The organism is Oceanicaulis sp. LC35, from assembly GCF_052055585.1.
GTDB lineage: Bacteria > Pseudomonadota > Alphaproteobacteria > Caulobacterales > Maricaulaceae > Oceanicaulis.
In genome coordinates, this window is record NZ_CP170485.1 from 1,576,985 (window position 1) to 1,593,900 (window position 16,916).

Here is a 16,916-nt window from a genome sequence, read left to right on the forward strand (position 1 = left end):
ATGACCTTCTATCCGAACGAGAAGCTCGGCTTGTTCATTGACGGCGCAAACCTGTACTCAGCCGCACGCAACCTTGATTTCGACATTGATTACAAACGCTTGCTTGAAGAGTTTCGCAAGCGCGGGCGCCTCATTCGCGCCAATTACTACACCGCTTTGATCGAAAGCGAAGAGTACACCCCCATCCGCCCGTTGATCGACTGGCTCGACTATAACGGCTTCAAGGTCATCACGAAGGCGGCCAAGGAATACACCGACGATAGCGGCCGTCGCCGCATCAAGGGCGATATGGACGTCGATCTGGCCATCGATGTGATGGAAGCCGCAGACTATCTCGACCACATCGTCCTGTTCTCAGGCGATGGCGACTTCAAGAAGGTCGTCGAGGCCGTGCAGCGCAAGGGCGTGCGCGTCTCTGTGGTCTCCACGCTGAAATCCTCGCCTCCCATGGCCGCAGACGATCTGCGCCGCCAGGCGGACACCTTCATCGAGCTTCAGGATCTGGGAAAACTGGTCGGTCGCGAACGCCGTCAGCGCGATTATGACGACGCCGATTCCGACGATGACGAATAGGACGATCCCGGCAGAGCCCGCGCCTGATTGCGCGCTCTGCCCTCGCCTTGTCGAGTATCGCCTCGAAAACATCGCCGCTGAACCTGACTGGTTCAACGGAGCCGTACCAAGCTTTGGCGATGAAGATGCGCGTTTGCTGGTGGTCGGGCTCGCCCCCGGCCGCGGCGGCGCCAACCGCACTGCGCGTCCCTTTACCGGCGACTGGGCCGGCGATCTGCTCTACCCGACGCTTGAGACTTTCGGTTTCTCCAAAGGACGGTTTGATCCTGACGGGAAGGACGATCTGCGCCTTGTGGACGCCATGATCACCAATGCCGTGCGCTGCGTGCCTCCACAGAACAAGCCTATCGGCGCGGAAATGAACAATTGTCGACCGTTCCTGGCGGCGCGCATGCAAGCGCTGCCCCGCCTGACCACGCTGATCTGTCTGGGGCGCGTGTCACACGAGAACACCCTCAAGGCGCTGGGCTACAAGCAATCGGCGTTCAAGTTCGCCCATGGCGCGCGCCATGATGTGGAGGGGCCGAACGGACCTCTGGCGCTTTTTGATAGCTTTCATTGCTCACGCTACAACACGAACACCGGGCGGCTGACTGAAGCCATGTTCCATGACGTGTTCCGGGATGCCCGCGCTCACATGGATGCGCACTAGTCCGCCGAGGTCTTAGCCGAAATTCTTCATGAGGCGGGACTTCTGGCGTTGCCAGTCGCGCTCTTTCTTGGTTTCGCGCTTGTCGACGGTCTTCTTGCCCTTGGCGAGCGCGATCTGGAGTTTGGCGATGCCGCGCTCGTTGAAATACATGCGCAGCGGCACGACCGTACGCCCTTCACGCGCGACGGACCCGGCGATCTTGTTGATCTCCTTCTTCTTCAGAAGGAGCTTCCGGCGGCGACGCGGGGCATGGTTGAAGCGGTTGCCATGATCATAGGGCGGGATGTCTGAATTGATCAGATAGACCTCGCCATCCTCCGGGCTGACATAGGATTCGGCGATATTGGCCTTGCCCGCGCGCAAGGATTTCACTTCGGTGCCAACCAGCTGGATGCCGGCCTCGAAGGTCTCCTCGATTTCATAGTCGAAGCGGGCGCGCCGATTGACGGCGACCAGCCCGGCATCTTCCTTCTTCTTGCTCATAGCAATCCACAGCCTTCCATAGCCGCGCGGACCTTGAGTTTCACCGCGTCCGGGCACTCGACCAGCGGCAGGCGAACTTCAGCCTCACACAACCCCAGCAGTGACAGCGCATACTTGCCCGGAGCCGGGCTCGGCGCCGAGAACAGGGCTTCGTGCAAGGGCTGCAGCTGGTCGTTCAACCCGCGAGCATCCTCCCAACGGCCTTCCAGACACGCTGTCTGGAACCGGGCGCACAGGTCCGGCGCGACATTGGAGGTCACCGAAATCGCGCCATGTCCGCCATGGGCGTTATAGCCAAGCGCGGACGCATCATCACCTGACAGCTGGATGAAGCCTTCACCGATCAGGTTGCGATGACGGGTGACGCGCGACATGTCGCCCGTCGCATCCTTCACACCCATGATATTGGGATGGCGCGCCATCTCCGCCATGGTCTCCGGTGTAATATCCACAATGGACCGGCCCGGAATGTTGTAGACGACGATCGGAAGGGCCACGGCGTCGGCGATCGCGTTGAAATGCGCCAGAATCCCGGCCTGGGACGGCTTATTGTAGTACGGCGCGACGACCAGACCCGCATCGGCCCCGTGTTCCTTGGCATGCTGCTGCAGCTGAATGGTGGCGGCCGTGGCGTTCACCCCGGTGCCCGCGATCACCGGCACGCGACCACCCGAAACCTCAATGCACAGCTCAATCACGCGCAGACGCTCATCCAGCGTCAGGGCCGGCGTTTCCCCGGTCGTCCCGGCGGGAACCAGCGCATGCGTGCCCGCTGCAATCTGGCGCTCGACCAGGGCTGCGAAGGCCTTCTCGTCAACGGCGCCGTTCTTGAACGGGGTGACCAGCGCTGTCATGGAGCCTTTGAACATGGGGCTAACCTTCATCGGAACTTCAAATTCGGGCGCGGACCATACGCGCGCCGCCGTTTTGCGCCAAGTGCAGAGGACAACCATGGACAGCAGCTTGCACTTGCCTCACCCTGACCTTGACCCGGCCCCAATATAGGACGTTAGACGTGACCCCGACCCGCGCCGCGCTGCTCCTGCTCGCCCTCGCCCTGCCCGTTTCCGCGGCTGACGCGCAAACGCCGTCTCCGCGCCTGAAACCCCCGGTGCCCAATCACTCGCTTTTGCTGGATGATGCCGACTTCACGGCGTTCCGTCACGGCATGCGCGATGCGGATGATGATGACTGGGGCGCGGTGCGCCAGGCCATCATGACGGTGCAGAACCCGGTCGCAGACAACATCCTGTTATGGCGACTGGCGGTCAGCGACGCCCGGGCCCCCTTCTCCGAACTCGATCGGGCGATTGATGAGCTGGAAGGTTGGCCGCGCCACAGCTCGATCCGGCGAGAGGCGGAATGGAAAATCGAGGATTCCGGTCTGAGCCCGGCCCTGATCGTCGCCTGGTTCGAGGACCGCGAACCTGTTACCGGTGAAGGCCGCGTCGCCTTGGGCGAAGCCCTGATCGCGCTGGGCCGGGAAGAGGAAGGCGCCGAACAGATCCGCACCGCCTGGCGCACCCAGACCTTGCGCCTGTCCAACCAGAACGAAGTCATGCGTGATCATGACGGATTGCTGTCCGCCGAGGATCACGCCGCCCGCGTCGACTTCCTGCTCTGGGCGGGGCAACGCACCGCCGCCAGCCGTCTGTTGCCGGAATTGTCCGCGGGCCAGCGCCGCCTCGCCGAAGCCCGCATCAGTCTCGCCAGCCGCTCACATGGCGTGGACGGCGCGGTTGCAGCGGTTCCCGATTCCCTCAGCAATGCCCCCGGCCTTGTTTATGAGCGCGCCCGCTGGCGGCGTCAGCGCGGTCTCGACACCTCGCTCGAACTGCTGCTCGAACTGCCTGACAGCTACGACAATGATGCAGCGCTAGAATCCATGTGGACCGAGCGCAAGCTGATGATCCTGGACCTGATCCGGGATCGTGAGTTCGAGACCGCCTATGAGCTGGCCGCCGCCAATGGCATGGAGCGCGGCGTTGAATTTGCGGACGCCGAATTTCTGGCAGGCTGGCTGGCGCTGACCAAGCTCGATCAACCCGCCGTCGCCTTCGCCCATTTCGAGCGGCTCGAGGACGGGGTGACCACGCCGGTCTCCACCTCGCGCGCCCTGTACTGGCAGGGCCGGGCCGCGGAAGCGTCCGGCGAGCTAGAGCTGGCGTCTGAACGTTTTGAAGCCGCTGCGGGCTATCCCACTGCGTATTACGGCCAGCTCGCCATTCTGGCGCTGGGGCCGGATGCGGCGCAGCTTGACCTGCCGCCGGATCCGCAACCGAGCGAGGAAGCGCGCGCCGCATTCAACGCCCGTCCGGAAATCCAGGCGCTTCGCCTGCTGGCCGAAGTCGATGCAGACTATCTGTTCCGCGTCTTCATGTACCATTTCGATGACGAGATGCAGACGCCCGAAGAACAGGCGATGATCACTGACATCGCACTGGAATACCTTCAGATCCGTCAGGCGGTTCGCGCCGCCAAGGCGGGCCGTTTGCAAGGCATGATCCTGGCCGAGCGCGCCTATCCGATGATCGACCTGCCTGATACCGCCCCGGTCTCGCCTGAAGCGGCCCTGACCTATTCGGTGATCCGTCAGGAGACCGAGTTTGATCCGCAAGCCATTTCCGGCGCGGGCGCACGCGGCCTGATGCAGATGATGCCGGCGACCGCGCGTCAGACGGCGCGTCAGCTGGACCTGCCCTACAGCTTCCACTGGCTGACCGATGATCCCAGCTACAACCTCACCCTCGGCATGGCGCACTTGCAGGAGGTCGTCACCGATTATGAGGGCTCGCTGGTCATGGCCCTCGCCGCCTATAATGCCGGCGGGCACCGGGTGCGTCGCTGGGTCGAGAATTACGGCGACCCGCGCACCGATGACATCGACCCGATCGACTGGGTGGAATCCATCCCGTTCTCCGAAACGCGCAACTATGTGCAGCGCATCATCGAGAACCTGCAGGTCTATCGCGCCCGCCTGAACGAGGGTCAGACCACGCCGCTCAACATCACCGAGGACATGGCCGGCCAGTTCGCCCGCGATCTGCCCGCCCTGCCCGATGATTTTGTTGCAGCGCTGCGCGAAGCCCAGGCTGCAGAAGAAGCAATGGAAGAGGCCGAAGGCCAGACCGGACCGGACGCGCCGGTCCTGACCTCGCCTGAAGACGAGAATGGCGGCGCGGAAGGCCGCTAGGTCAAGCGGACAGCGCCTGTTGGAAGACGGCGCTGTCCACATTGCCGCCGGTCAGCATAACGACCGTGGTCTTGTCTTTTGCGTCGACCTTGCCTGACAGGATGGCCGCCAACGCGGCCGCGCCGCCCGGCTCCAGCACCAGTTTGAGGGTCTCGAACCCGTAGCGGACCGCCTGAAGCGCTTCGAGATCGCTGACGACGCCCACCCCCGCCAGTCGCGGCTGATTGATCGCATAGGTCAGCTCGCCCGGCGTCTCGGTCAGCAGAGCATCACACACGGATCCCCCCTTGCGGGCGTTCACCACCTTCTCGCCGCTGGCGAGGGAGCGGGCGTGATCGTCAAACCCTTCAGGCTCTGCGCCAAAGATCCGGGTTTCAGGTGATAGCGCCTCTGCAGCGAGAGTAATGCCGGCCAGCAATCCGCCGCCGCCGACGCAGCACACCAGCTGGTCCGCCGTCACGCCAAGGGCTTTCAGCGTCTCGAAGGTTTCCAGCCCGGACGTGCCCTGCCCGGCGATCACGTCGGGATGATCAAAGGACGGGATCAGGGCCGCTCCGCTTTCCGCGCAAAGCGCTTGCGCGATTTCGACCCGGCTCTCGGTTTCCCGGTCATAGGCGCGAATCTGCGCGCCGCGGGCGAGGACGCCCGCCTTCTTCACTTCGGGCGCATCTTCCGGCATCACGATGATCGCCTTCAGGCCCAGAATGCGCGCGGCTTCGGCCACGCCCTGAGCGTGATTGCCCGAGGAAAACGCGACCACGCCAGCCTTCCTCTGCGATTCGCTCAACTTCGAGAGCGCATTGAACGCGCCGCGAAACTTGAAGGTGCCGGTGCGCTGAAGGCACTCCGCTTTTAAAAATATACGCCCGCCCACACGCTCATCCAGAGCGGGGTTGGTCAGGAGCGGCGTCAGAACCGCCTGATCTTTCAGGCGTGCGGCAGCTGCACGGACATCTTCGAACACAGGAAGCGGACGGGTCATGGATGCAAAGCCTTTCCGGGAGTTGTGCAGCTGCAAGAAACTGATGCGAAAGGGATTGCGTAGTGCGCTTCCGGGCCTTTTGATAGGGCCAACAACAAAACGAACCGGCCTGTGATCCATCACAAGTCAGGTGACAGGGGAGGACTACGACGTGCTACGCGGTCAGATGATGAACCGTCCGCTGATGATTGCGGACATTTTGCGCCATGCAGCCTATAATCACGGTCAACGCGAGATCGTGTCCCGGCTTCCTGATACCGGCAAGATCCATCGCTATGGCTATGCCGATTGCTACAAGCGCACCCAGCAACTCGCCAATGTTCTGACCGGCCCGCTGAAGGTGAAGCCTGGCGACCGGATCACCACCATCGCCTGGAACACACACCGGCACATGGAGCTGTATTACGCCGTCTCCGGCGTCGGCGCCGTGGTGCACACCGCCAACCCGCGCCTGAGCCCCGAGCAGCTGGCCTGGATCATTGATCACGCCAAGGCCAAGCACGTCTTCTTCGATGTCAGCTTCGCCCCGCTGGTCGATGCGGTCGCCAAGCATTGCAAGACGGTCAAACGCTGGGTCGCCATGACGGGCGAATCCACCAAGCCCGAGATGAAGACCAAGGTCGACATCTACGAAACCATGATCGCCAATGCGGACGATCATTACGACTTCCCCGAGTTCGACGAGAATGCGGCGGCGGGGCTGTGCTACACCTCCGGCACCACGGGCGATCCCAAGGGCGCGCTTTATTCTCACCGTTCCACGGTCCTGCACGCGATGGCGTGTTGCGCCGCGGACGCCATCGGCGTCGGCGCTTCCGGCGTCGTGATGCCGGTCGTGCCCATGTTCCACGTCAACGCCTGGGGCGTGCCCTATGCGGCGGCGATGGCGGGCGCGAAGCTGGTGATGCCCGGCGCACAGCTGGATGGTGAAAGCCTGCAGAGCCTGATCGAGGGCGAGTCCGTCAACAACATCCTCGGCGTGCCCACCGTCTGGCTGGGTCTGCTGCAGTATCTGCGTGACAGCGGCAAACGCATCGACAGCGTCTCCAAGGTGCTGATGGGCGGTTCGGCTATGCCCGAAGCCCTCATGCGCGCCTATCAGGACGAATATGGCGTCGAGATGCAGCAAGGCTGGGGCATGACCGAGATGAGCCCGCTGGGCACGGTCGGCAAGCTTCTGCCCAAGCACGAAGAGCTGACCGAGGATGAGAAGGTCGGCATCAAGCTCAAGCAGGGCCGTCTTCTGTTCGGTGTGGAAATGCGCACCGTGGATGATGACGGCAATGTCCTGCCGCGCGACGGCCAGTCCGCCGGCCACATCCATGTGCGCGGCCCCTGGATCATCGACAGCTATTATCGCGGCGCGGGCCCCGACAGCTTCACCGATGACGGCTGGTTCAAGACCGGCGATGTCGGCCATATCGACCAGGATGGCTATATGACCATCACTGACCGTTCCAAGGACGTCATCAAGTCCGGCGGTGAATGGGTCAGCTCGATCGATCTTGAGAACGCCGCCATGGGTCACCCCGATGTTGCGCTGGCCGCGGCGGTGGGCATGCCCCACCCCAAATGGCAGGAACGTCCGCTGCTGATCGTTCAGCCCAAGCCGAACACCACGCCAACCGCGGACTCCATTCGTGAGTATCTCGCCACCCGGGTGCCCAAATGGTGGCTGCCTGACGGCGTCGAGTTCATCGATGAAATGCCGATCGGCGCGACGGGCAAGATCCTCAAGACCAAGCTTCGCGAGATCTACAAGGATTACACCTTCCCCGAATAAGGCGTCAGCCTGACGAGGGATCGAAACCCCGGCGCCCAAGGCGCCGGGGTTTTTCATGTCCGCCACCTTACACGATGGTCACTTGAAGTCTGGGCCTGCCAACCCCACTTTTATCGACAAACAATAAGGAGGTTGGTCATGGACGTTCTGATTCTGCTGGTGGTGCTGAACTTTCTGCCCACGGTGATCGCGCTGCTGCGCGGCCACCACAACAGCTTTGCAATCTTTCTGACGAACTTGCTGCTGGGCTGGACCGTCGTAGGCTGGATCATCGCCCTGATCTGGTCGTTCACAGCCATAGCGCGGCCGGTTCGCGTCTGAATGCGAGTATAAACGAGGCGTTTACCATCTGAGCGTTACCCCTGTCTCATTGATCACACGGGGAAATTCATGCTCAGCTTTGGCCGCAAGTCCGCCGCAACCGCGTCGGTTCAATCCGCCCCCATGTCCCAGGCCCAGACTCAGCCTGCCGACTGGACCGATGCACTTGCGGCGGCGATCGCCCGTATTCGCGAAGGCGGGAGCCCGGAGCTGAGCGGTTTGCCGCCTCAGGCCGCCAGCGCCCTCGCCGAGCTTCATGCAGAGCTGAAAGAACGCAACGCGTCCGAGCTTGAGCGCACGGTCAGCGCATCGGTCCAGAACTCGAACGCCATGGCCGCCGTCGCCCGCGCGACCGGTGAAGTGCGCAAGATGGACAAGCATGTCTCCGGCATGTCCACCGCGGTGGAAGAGCTCGACTTCTCCATTCATTCGATCACCAAGCTCGCCAATAACGGCGCGGAATCGCTGAGCGCCTGCGTCCAGCAATCCCGGACCGGGCTGGAAGCGGTGCGCCTGACCCGCTCGGAGACCGAGCAGCTGGGCGGCGCCTTCGACACGATTACGGGCCGCGTCACCGATCTTGAACAGGCCTCGCGCCAGATCGCCGAGATCGTTGACACCATCGCCGCCATCGCTGACCAGACCAATCTGCTGGCGCTGAACGCCACGATCGAAGCGGCGCGCGCGGGCGAAGCCGGCAAGGGCTTTGCCGTGGTGGCCGGTGAAGTGAAAGCGCTGTCAGGTCAGACGGCCAAGGCGACCGAAGATATCCGCCAGCGTATGGACCATCTGCAACGGCAGGTCGGCGCCATCACCGAAGCGGTGTCCAACTCCTCAAGCTCGATCCAGGAAGGCATCAACGCCGCGAACGCGTCCGAAGAAGCGGTCAACTCCGTCACCAATACCGTGCATGAGAGCGCGCGCATCGTTTCGGAGATTGCCAGCCTGATCACCGAACAATCGAGCGCCACCTCCAACCTGTCACGCTCGGTGTCTGAAATCGCCAGCGGCGCCACCCGCGCCCGTGAGCGCGTGGAGCATGTGGTGGAGGCCAGCGCTGGCACCGAATCCACCATCGGCCAGACCCTGGCCGCGCTCAGCAATCGCAATATCGACAATTTCGTTCTGCACTGCGCCAAGTCTGACCATTTGCTGTGGAAGAAGCGCCTGAACAGCATGCTGGTGGGCGCAACCCAGCTCAGCGAGAGCGAGTTGTCAGATCACCGCTCCTGCCGGTTGGGCAAATGGTATGAAGCCGCCCGTCAGGACTATGGCCATATCCCGTCCTTCCAGGCCATCGAGCCGCCACACGCCCGCGCCCATGAGTGCGGCAAGCGCGCGGCGCGCCTGTGCGCGCAGGGCGACTATGCCGGCGCTGAAGCTGCGGTTGAGGAGATGGAGGCGGCGTCAGAAGACGTGCTCAACGCTCTGGACCGGCTCATCAGCGCGCTGGATGACGGCGCGGTCAGCAAGGCGTCCTGATCCTTCAGACCCAACGAGAAAGGGCGGCGGAGTCATCCGCCGCCCTTTCTGTATCCGCTAGCGAAAATCGCTGATCTCTGAGAGCGCCTTCTTCTGAAGCGCGTGAAGCGGCACTTGCGCGCCTTCGGCCGGATAGCCGCACACGACCAGCATCATCGGTTTCTCGGTCGCAGGCCGTTCGCAGATCTCGGTAAGAAAGCCCATCGGATTGGGCGTATGGGTCAGCGTGGCAAGGCCCGCCTGATGCAGGCTGGCGATCAGAAAGCCGCAGGCGATGCCCACGCTTTCAGAGACATAGTAATTCTTCCGGTCATCGCCCGGCTTGGGCCCGCCGCGACGCTGGGCGAACACGGCGATAATCCAGGGCGCGGTTTCCAGAAACGGCTTGCTGGCGTCAGTCCCCAAGGGCTCCAGAGCCTCAAGCCATTCCTCGCTGGCCTTGCCTTCATAGAAGGCGCGCTCTTCCGCTTCCGCCGCCTCACGCAATTGCGTGCGTAATGGCCCCTGCCCCAGCACCGTGAAATGCCAGGGCTGGTGATTGGCGCCATTGGGCGCGGCGCCCGCGGTCAGGATCGCCATCTCGATGATCTCGCGCGGCACAGGCCGGTCGGAGAAATCGCGCACCGTGCGTCGCTGACGCATGGTCTCGTAAAACGCTTCCGCCCGCGCGCGCATCTCGGCTTCGGGCAGTTCGGAAAACTCAAGTTGGGTTACGGGATGGGTCATCAGAAAACCAGATAAAAGAAAAAGGTCAGAGTCAGCGCAGCGGGTAAAAGCGACCACAGGGCATCATAAAACGCCAAGTCAATCAAACGTGATGAAGGGTCAGCCAGCCTTGCATTCAGCCAGACCAAGAACTTGCAATAAAAGAGAAAATAACAAAAGTTCGCCAGCAATATGCCAATCAGCACAACGCCTGTACGAAACGAAATTTGATCACGGAAGGCAAACCACAAAACCACACCGCTTGCCAGAAGTCCGATCACCAGACCAAACAATGACATCTGGTGAACGGCATTCGTGCCGAAATGTAGCCATTGCTGACGGGTAACAATGGCGTTCACAAGCACCATAAGACCCGAGATAACGAGTGCGGCGATTGAGCACTGGATGAAGAAGCCCGGATTGAAATCAATCAGGACACTGTCAATCAGTTGCTCAACCGCCGCATTCATCACACCTGCGTCCAGTCGAGGATCACCTTGCCCGCCTTGCCCGAACGCATCGCGTCAAAGCCGGTCTGGAAGTCGGTCGCCGGCAGGCGGTGGGTGATCAGCTGGCTGACATCGAGGCCGGACTGAAGCATGGCCAGCATCTTGTGCCAGGTCTCGAACATTTCGCGGCCATAGATTCCCTTGAAGGTGATCGCGCGCATGATCAGGCTGCCCATGTCGAGATTGAACGGCTTGCCGGGCAGGCCCAGCATGGCGATCTTGCCGCCCATCACCATGTTCTCGACCATCTGGGTGAAGGCCGGCTCCGCGCCCGACATTTCAAGCCCGACGTCAAAACCCTCGGTCATTTTCAGGCGGGCGCGCACATCGCGCAGATCGTCCTTGGTGGTGTTCACCGGAACAGCCGTCGGGCAGACCTTTTCCAGAAGCGCCAGACGATCCGGATTGATGTCGGTCACAGCGATATGACGCGCGCCGCAATGACGGGCCACGGCGGCGGCCATGATGCCGATCGGGCCTGCGCCGGTGATCAAAACGTCCTCGCCCACAAGATCAAAGGCGGTGGCGGTGTGAACCGCATTGCCCAGCGGATCCAGGAAGGCCGCCTGCTCCATCGCGACTTCATCCGGCAGTGGCACAACGTTGAACGCCGGGATGACGAGGTATTCGGCAAAGGCGCCGGGCATGTTCACGCCCACGCCCTTGGTATCGGGATCGAGGTGGAAGCGACCGGCGCGTACGGCGCGCGATTTCTGACCCACCACATGGCCCTCGCCGGACACGCGCATGCCGGGGCTGACGCGGGTCACATCCGCGCCGACCTCTTCGATCACGCCGCCAAACTCATGGCCCACAACCATCGGCACGGGCACGTTCTTCTGCGCCCAGCTGTCCCAGTTGTAGATGTGCACATCGGTGCCGCAGATGGCGGTGTTGTGCACGCGGATGAGGACATCGTCCGGCCCGATGACCGGCTTGTCGACTTCCTGCAACCACAGACCTTCTTCGGCTTTGGCTTTGACGAGGGCTTTCATGAGGGGGACTCCCGGATTGAGAGGTGGACGTCTCGGCTCGCTTTGATCACGCCGCGAACGGAAAGAAAAGAGCGCCCCTCATTGTTGTGTGGACCCGTTCATCCTTCGTGACCGTGGCTGACGGGCGGAATGATCCGCGCGATAACGCCCGAGCTGGGGAAGGGCGCCGTCAGAACGCTGCGCACGGGCGTCCAGGCGACGCCCAGAAGCACCACGATGCCGCCCAGCACCAGCAGAGTCACCGCCGCCACGCCCGCGCCATCAAGGCCCAGCTCCTTGACCAGCACAGCCAGCGCCACGCCGGTCGTCAGCAGCCCCGACACGATCAGGGCCCGCCGGTTGATCAGCAAGGAGATGAGCGCGAAGACGGCGATGACGATCAGGGAGACGATGGCGGCGCGCAACGCATAGCCATCCTCGGTCATGGGCAGGAACACGGGCCCGGACGTCATGCGTGCGGTCCCGTCCACGGTCGCCCCGCTGATCGCCAGCGTCACCGCCGCCGATAACAGCATGGGCGCCGCAAAGAAATGCAGCCAGAAGCCGGTGCCCGAGAGCCTTGTCGTGCGCGCCGGATCGCGCGCATCAAACACGATGCCGCCCACAAACAGCGCCAGGCCCATCAAAAGATTGAGGATCGGGTTGAACCGCACGACCGTATAGGGATCAATCACAAGCCAGACCAGCATGGCGAACGTGACAAGGATGAGCCCGGTCAAACCGCCCGCAAACGGCAGGCGGAAGCTTGCGTAATACAGCATGCTGACCACAAGCGCCGCGCCGCCGAACACCACCGGCATCAGGCGGATCGTCCAGGGCAGATCCGCCAGCATCACGTCAAACGCCTCACGCGACAGAACGCTCGTACTGGTGATGCTGTCGACGGCGGCGTCAAAAGCGGCGGAGTCAAACTGCTCCAGGATCAGACGGATATAGACCCAGCTCAGCGCCACGCTGGCTAAGCCTACAAAGACACAGCTCAGCACAATGCCCGGCAGGATGCGGCGCTGACGGCCCACAAGAAGCGAAGACAAGGCCCAGGCGACGACCGCAATCAGGGCGATCAGGGCGATGGCCGCAGCGTGAGAGCTGAGCGAACCCATGTCCAGCCGCATTGCGTCATGAAGCTGAACGCCGCCCAGACTTAACCCCGCAAACAGGATCACCACGCCAATGGTGGTGAAGATGTCGTGGAAGTTATTGAGAAAAGGCAGCATCTCGTCATCCGGGCGGGCGCTGCTGGCGGCTGCCTCATCACTTGCAAATGCTGCGTCTTGTGTCTCGGTCATGGCGTCCCCCTTGCCAGGATCATGATATGAGCGAAGACACTGGCACGGGTTCGCCTCAAAAGCATCTTGAAACCCGTTCATCTCGGAAAGGTCGCGTCCATGAAACTCATTGGCACGCCGCGCTCTCACTTCACTCGCAAGGTCCGGCTTTTGCTCGACCATTGGGACGCGCCCTATGCATTTGAGGATGTGGGCGATGTCTCTCAGGCCGATCCTGCGCGCTTTTGCGGCAATCCGGCGATGTCCATTCCTGTGCTGGAAGAGGGTGCGGTCTGGCTGATCGAGTCCGACCATATCGCACAGCATCTCTCCAAACGGTTTGATCCCCAGGACCGTTTGAAGGTCCGCCGTTCCGATCCAGAGACGTTGAACCGGCGCGCCATTCTGAACACCATCATGAGCCAGGAAGTGAAGCTGGTTCTAGGCAAGCGCACGGGGCTTGAGACACAGGGCGCGGCCTATTTCGACAAGGCGCGCGCCGCCATTCTGCACGGCCTCGACTGGCTGGAGGTGCGGGCTGACACGTTTGACGCCGAAGCGCCCGGCTATGGCGAGTTTCACTTTATCGCCGCGTGGGAGCATCTGGCGCTTTATGACACCGTACCCCTCACCCAGCCGCGCCTGAAAACGCTGGCGGACAGGCTTGCGGCCCGGCCACTCATCGCGAAAAGCGCCTATCCGCCTTTGCCCGTCTAGCGCGCTCGCAGGCTATCACGCTCGATCACTTCGCCGCGCAGGATGACCACGTCGATGCTGCGCCAGGCACTGACGGTCTCAAACGGGTTGTCCTCCAGCAGCACCAGATTGGCGATGAAGCCCGGCGCGATCTGGCCGTATTCGCTTTCAAGGCCGAACTGAGCCGCAATGGTCAGCGTGCCCGAACGGAAGATCTCCGTCGCGCTCATCCCTGCTTCGCTCATGGCTTCCATTTCCAGCAGCGTGCACAGGCCGGGCTGATTGCTGGCGGTGGGGCTGCCGGGACAGTCGCTGGCCAGCATGACCGGATGGCCTTCTCCATGCAGATAGGCGAGCGCGCGTTGACCGCGTTGAACGCCGAAGCCGAAAATGTCGGCGATTTCTTCGCGCGGCATGTCGGCCGGGAAGTCTGACGCCAGCTCATCGGCAAACCAGTCCGCCCCGCCCTCACGATAGAAGGTCATGAGGTCGGACGGCGTTACGGGCTCAAGGTCGGGGTTGTCGAGCGCGCCGGGGCGCACATGATCCGCCAACCCGCCCATGACCCGCAGGGTCGGCATATAGCCCGTGTCAGACGCAATGACGCGATCCAGCGTCTCCACCACAGGCGGTTCGCCCTCAGGCCATTGCCAGTTCCACAAGCCGTGCGCCATCACGCCGAGGCCGTGATCAAGGGCGATCTGGTACATGTCGATGGCGTTGGCGTGGACCAGCACCGGCATGTTGCGCGCTTCCGCTTCCGCCTTGATGACGTCCAGCGTTTCATCGCTCATCAGCGGCCAGTCGCTCGCCGCGCCAAAGCCATCCTCAAGATAGACCTTCACGCAAATGGCGCCATCGGCCTGCATGCGCGCGATCACCGGCGCGGCGTCTTCGGGCGTGTCGATGTCATAGGGATAGGCGTCTTCCGGGTTCTCGCTTGCGCGCTGGTTGACCGGGTAACCGTCATGGGGCCCCGGAACCTCGCCACAGCGCAGCAAATCCGGATGCTGCGGCTGATCGGTGAAGACCTCCCAGCCCGTCAGCGGGGCCGGATCAAGCACCTGGGTCACGCCATGATAAAGCAGGCTGCGCGGTTGCTGCGCCATGTAAGAAGCGACGAGTGCGGGATGATTGCTCGCGGGCGGCAGTCCCGCCGCCCCCATGCCCGGCACGAAAGAAACGTGATGGTGGCTGTCCGTCAGCCCCGGCGCCAGATACCGCCCCTGCCCGTCCAGCAGCATCTCCTCGCCCTGGGCCTCCAGCGGTGCGGCGCTGATCTCGACAATGCGGCCATCGCGAATGCGCACCGACTGGCCTTCCAGCGGCGCATCCCGCTCCGGACTGGCGATCGTGACATTCCGAATGACGAGATCGTCAGAGGGAAATGTTTGAGCGGCAAAAAGGGCGAGCGCGAGCGCAGAAATTGACATGATGTAAACTCCCGAATTGAGGGCGGTTTACATCATGTCAAATCACTGTGAAACCCTGACAGATGTCAGGTCAGGCTTAAATTTCGGTCAGATACCGCAATCAGTCCTGAGAGCGTGGTTGCTGCACCCCACGCGTGGCTTCCAGAATGGGCAGGCCGGCTTCCGTCGGAACATAGATCACATCCTGGCGGTTCTCACTGAGCGCAAGGATCCACAGATAGCGCAAATAACCTTCAGGACCGCCGAGACCATCGGCGATGATGGCGTTCGCCTCGGCCACGCCCCGCGCACGTTCGACCTCCGCTTGAGCGTTCAGTCGTTCGGATTCAAGGCGCGCTTCGGCTTCCAGCACCGCGATCCTGCGATTTTGCTCCGCCCGGACCAGTTCAGCCCGGCCCGCCTGCTCCTGCTGCCAGACCGAATAGATCGGCATGATCCACATGCCGAGCGCCAGAAGAATGACGCCCGATATCACCAGAACGATAACTCCACCCGCACGCATGCCGCCCTCCCAGACCGGTTTTGAAAACATTGACCTCATATGGCCCCCTCAGACCCTGTTCGCGTCTGAGGGGAGACTGGCATGCTTTGAAGCGAAATTCACGCGCTGATCAGATAACCCCCAGCTCCTTGCCCACCTTGGTGAAGGCGGCGACGGCGCGGTCGATCATCTCAGGGGTGTGGGCGGCGCTCATCTGCGTGCGGATACGGGCCTGGCCCTTGGGCACCACAGGATAGAAGAAGCCAATCACATAGACGCCCTCCTCCATCAGCTTGTCCGCCATTTGCTGGCTCAGCGCGGCGTCGCCCAGCATAACCGGAATGATCGGGTGTTCGCCCGGCAGAAGGTCAAAGCCGGCTTCGGTCATGCCAGTGCGGAAGCGTTTGGCGTTATCAAACAGGCGCGCGCGCAGATCATCGCCCTCACGCACCATTTCCAGCGCTTTCAGGCTGGCGCCCGCAATGGCTGGAGCCAGCGAGTTCGAGAACAGATAGGGGCGCGAGCGCTGGCGCAGAATGTCGATGACCGGCTTCTTGGCTGCGGTGAAACCGCCCATGGCGCCGCCAAGCGCCTTGCCCAGCGTGCCGGTGATGATGTCCACCCGGCCCATGACGCCGCAATGCTCCACCGAGCCGCGACCATTGGGGCCCATGAAGCCGTGGGCGTGACAATCATCGACCATGGTCAGGGCGTCATACTTGTCCGCCAGATCACAGATATCCTTGAGGTTGGCGATATAGCCATCCATGGAGAACACGCCGTCGGTGACCACCAGAATGGTGCGCGCGCCATCTTCGCGGGCCTGCTTGAGCTGTGCCTCGAGATCATTCATGTCCGAGTTGGCGTAGCGATAGCGCTTGGCCTTGCACAGGCGCACGCCATCGATGATGGAGGCGTGGTTCAGCGCGTCCGAAATGATCGCGTCTTCCGGGCCCAGCAGCGGCTCGAACACGCCGCCATTGGCGTCAAACGCGGCGGCGTAGAGGATCGCGTCTTCCTGGCCGGTAAAGTCGGCGATGGCCGCTTCGAGCTCTTTATGGACCTCCTGCGCGCCGCAGATGAAGCGCACGGACGCCACGCCATAACCATAACGATCCAGCGCGGTCTTCGCCGCCTCGATCAGCTCGGGCCGGTTGGCGAGCCCCAGGTAATTGTTGGCGCAGAAGTTCAGCACATGGCGCTCGGCGCCATCGATCCCGCGCACATCAATCTCGGAGAATTGCTGCGAAGTGATGGTGCGCTCGCGCTTGAAAAGCCCTTCCGCTTCGATCTCGGACAGGGTTTCGGTCAGGCGGTCGTAAAAGCTCTGGGACATGGGTGGACTCCCTGAAATGAGCGA

The 16,916-nt window shown here is 62.4% G+C and carries 17 protein-coding genes; 7 read left to right on the plus strand and 10 right to left on the minus strand.

Annotated features, from left to right (window positions below):
* Together ACFELO_RS07480 and ACFELO_RS07485 are read left to right on the plus strand one after the other, a co-directional pair.
* On the plus strand, window positions 1–573 hold the full coding sequence (locus ACFELO_RS07480; protein WP_440957154.1) for a LabA-like NYN domain-containing protein: 573 nt from the start codon (window positions 1–3) through the stop codon (window positions 571–573).
* A complete protein-coding gene (locus tag ACFELO_RS07485) occupies window positions 563–1,225 on the plus strand; it encodes a uracil-DNA glycosylase (RefSeq protein ID WP_440957155.1) in 663 nt (220 codons plus the stop codon). Before ACFELO_RS07480 ends, ACFELO_RS07485 begins: the two co-directional genes overlap by 11 nt.
* A gap of 12 nt (window positions 1,226–1,237) precedes the next feature.
* On the opposite strand, the gene smpB is transcribed toward ACFELO_RS07485, so the two are convergent.
* On the minus strand, window positions 1,238–1,708 hold the full coding sequence (smpB, locus tag ACFELO_RS07490) for an SsrA-binding protein SmpB (protein ID WP_440957156.1): 471 nt from the start codon (window positions 1,706–1,708) through the stop codon (window positions 1,238–1,240).
* Complete coding sequence (gene dapA / locus ACFELO_RS07495; protein WP_440959908.1) at window positions 1,705–2,577, minus strand: 4-hydroxy-tetrahydrodipicolinate synthase; 873 nt, start codon at window positions 2,575–2,577, stop codon at window positions 1,705–1,707. The genes smpB and dapA overlap by 4 nt, the downstream gene beginning before the upstream one ends.
* 146 nt (window positions 2,578–2,723) lie before the next feature.
* On the opposite strand from dapA, the gene ACFELO_RS07500 reads away from it, so the two are divergent.
* Window positions 2,724–4,901 carry a transglycosylase SLT domain-containing protein gene (locus ACFELO_RS07500; RefSeq protein ID WP_440957157.1) on the plus strand — a complete coding sequence of 726 codons (2,178 nt, stop codon included), beginning with the start codon at window positions 2,724–2,726 and terminating at the stop codon, window positions 4,899–4,901.
* A gap of 1 nt (window position 4,902) precedes the next feature.
* Here the strand turns inward: ACFELO_RS07500 and ACFELO_RS07505 are convergent, their stop codons facing one another.
* The gene (locus tag ACFELO_RS07505) at window positions 4,903–5,883 is read right to left on the minus strand and encodes a threonine ammonia-lyase (RefSeq protein ID WP_440957158.1); all 981 of its coding nucleotides are present in this window, start codon (window positions 5,881–5,883) and stop codon (window positions 4,903–4,905) included.
* 166 nt (window positions 5,884–6,049) lie between these two features.
* Here ACFELO_RS07505 and ACFELO_RS07510 point away from each other — a divergent pair, with 166 nt between their 5' ends.
* The 3 genes from ACFELO_RS07510 (at window position 6,050) to ACFELO_RS07520 (ending at window position 9,469) form a co-directional block, all read left to right on the plus strand.
* Window positions 6,050–7,666, plus strand: coding sequence for a long-chain-fatty-acid--CoA ligase (locus tag ACFELO_RS07510; RefSeq protein ID WP_440959909.1), 1,617 nt, complete (start codon window positions 6,050–6,052; stop codon window positions 7,664–7,666).
* Window positions 7,667–7,804: 138 nt separating this feature from the next.
* Complete coding sequence (locus ACFELO_RS07515) at window positions 7,805–7,987, plus strand: superinfection immunity protein (protein WP_440957159.1); 183 nt, start codon at window positions 7,805–7,807, stop codon at window positions 7,985–7,987.
* A gap of 69 nt (window positions 7,988–8,056) precedes the next feature.
* Window positions 8,057–9,469: a methyl-accepting chemotaxis protein gene (locus ACFELO_RS07520; protein WP_440957160.1), complete on the plus strand. Its 1,413-nt coding sequence runs from the start codon at window positions 8,057–8,059 to the stop codon at window positions 9,467–9,469.
* Between the two features lie 57 nt (window positions 9,470–9,526).
* Here ACFELO_RS07520 and ACFELO_RS07525 read toward each other — a convergent pair whose 3' ends face one another.
* The 4 genes from ACFELO_RS07525 to ACFELO_RS07540 all read right to left on the minus strand — a co-directional run bounded on the left by ACFELO_RS07525 (window position 9,527) and on the right by ACFELO_RS07540 (window position 12,967).
* Entirely contained in the window at window positions 9,527–10,195 is a 669-nt protein-coding gene (locus ACFELO_RS07525; RefSeq protein WP_440957161.1) for a nitroreductase family protein, read from the minus strand.
* On the minus strand, window positions 10,195–10,644 hold the full coding sequence (locus ACFELO_RS07530) for a hypothetical protein (protein ID WP_440957162.1): 450 nt from the start codon (window positions 10,642–10,644) through the stop codon (window positions 10,195–10,197). The genes ACFELO_RS07525 and ACFELO_RS07530 overlap by 1 nt, the downstream gene beginning before the upstream one ends.
* Window positions 10,644–11,678 (minus strand): L-threonine 3-dehydrogenase, encoded by a 1,035-nt coding sequence (tdh, locus tag ACFELO_RS07535; protein ID WP_440957163.1) that lies wholly within the window; start codon window positions 11,676–11,678, stop codon window positions 10,644–10,646. The genes ACFELO_RS07530 and tdh overlap by 1 nt, the downstream gene beginning before the upstream one ends.
* A gap of 98 nt (window positions 11,679–11,776) precedes the next feature.
* Window positions 11,777–12,967 (minus strand): hypothetical protein, encoded by a 1,191-nt coding sequence (locus ACFELO_RS07540; RefSeq protein WP_440957164.1) that lies wholly within the window; start codon window positions 12,965–12,967, stop codon window positions 11,777–11,779.
* 99 nt (window positions 12,968–13,066) lie between these two features.
* Between ACFELO_RS07540 and ACFELO_RS07545 the strand changes: the two genes are divergently transcribed.
* Window positions 13,067–13,663, plus strand: coding sequence for a glutathione S-transferase family protein (locus ACFELO_RS07545; protein ID WP_440957165.1), 597 nt, complete (start codon window positions 13,067–13,069; stop codon window positions 13,661–13,663).
* On the opposite strand, the gene ACFELO_RS07550 is transcribed toward ACFELO_RS07545, so the two are convergent.
* The 3 genes from ACFELO_RS07550 to ACFELO_RS07560 form a co-directional block, all read right to left on the minus strand.
* Window positions 13,660–15,075, minus strand: coding sequence for an amidohydrolase family protein (locus ACFELO_RS07550; RefSeq protein WP_440957166.1), 1,416 nt, complete (start codon window positions 15,073–15,075; stop codon window positions 13,660–13,662). The two genes, ACFELO_RS07545 and ACFELO_RS07550, sit on opposite strands and share 4 nt — an antisense overlap.
* A gap of 100 nt (window positions 15,076–15,175) precedes the next feature.
* Window positions 15,176–15,577: a membrane protease subunit gene (locus ACFELO_RS07555; protein WP_440957167.1), complete on the minus strand. Its 402-nt coding sequence runs from the start codon at window positions 15,575–15,577 to the stop codon at window positions 15,176–15,178.
* 109 nt (window positions 15,578–15,686) lie between these two features.
* Window positions 15,687–16,892, minus strand: coding sequence for a glycine C-acetyltransferase (locus ACFELO_RS07560; RefSeq protein ID WP_440957168.1), 1,206 nt, complete (start codon window positions 16,890–16,892; stop codon window positions 15,687–15,689).
* Window positions 16,893–16,916 lie beyond the last annotated feature (24 nt).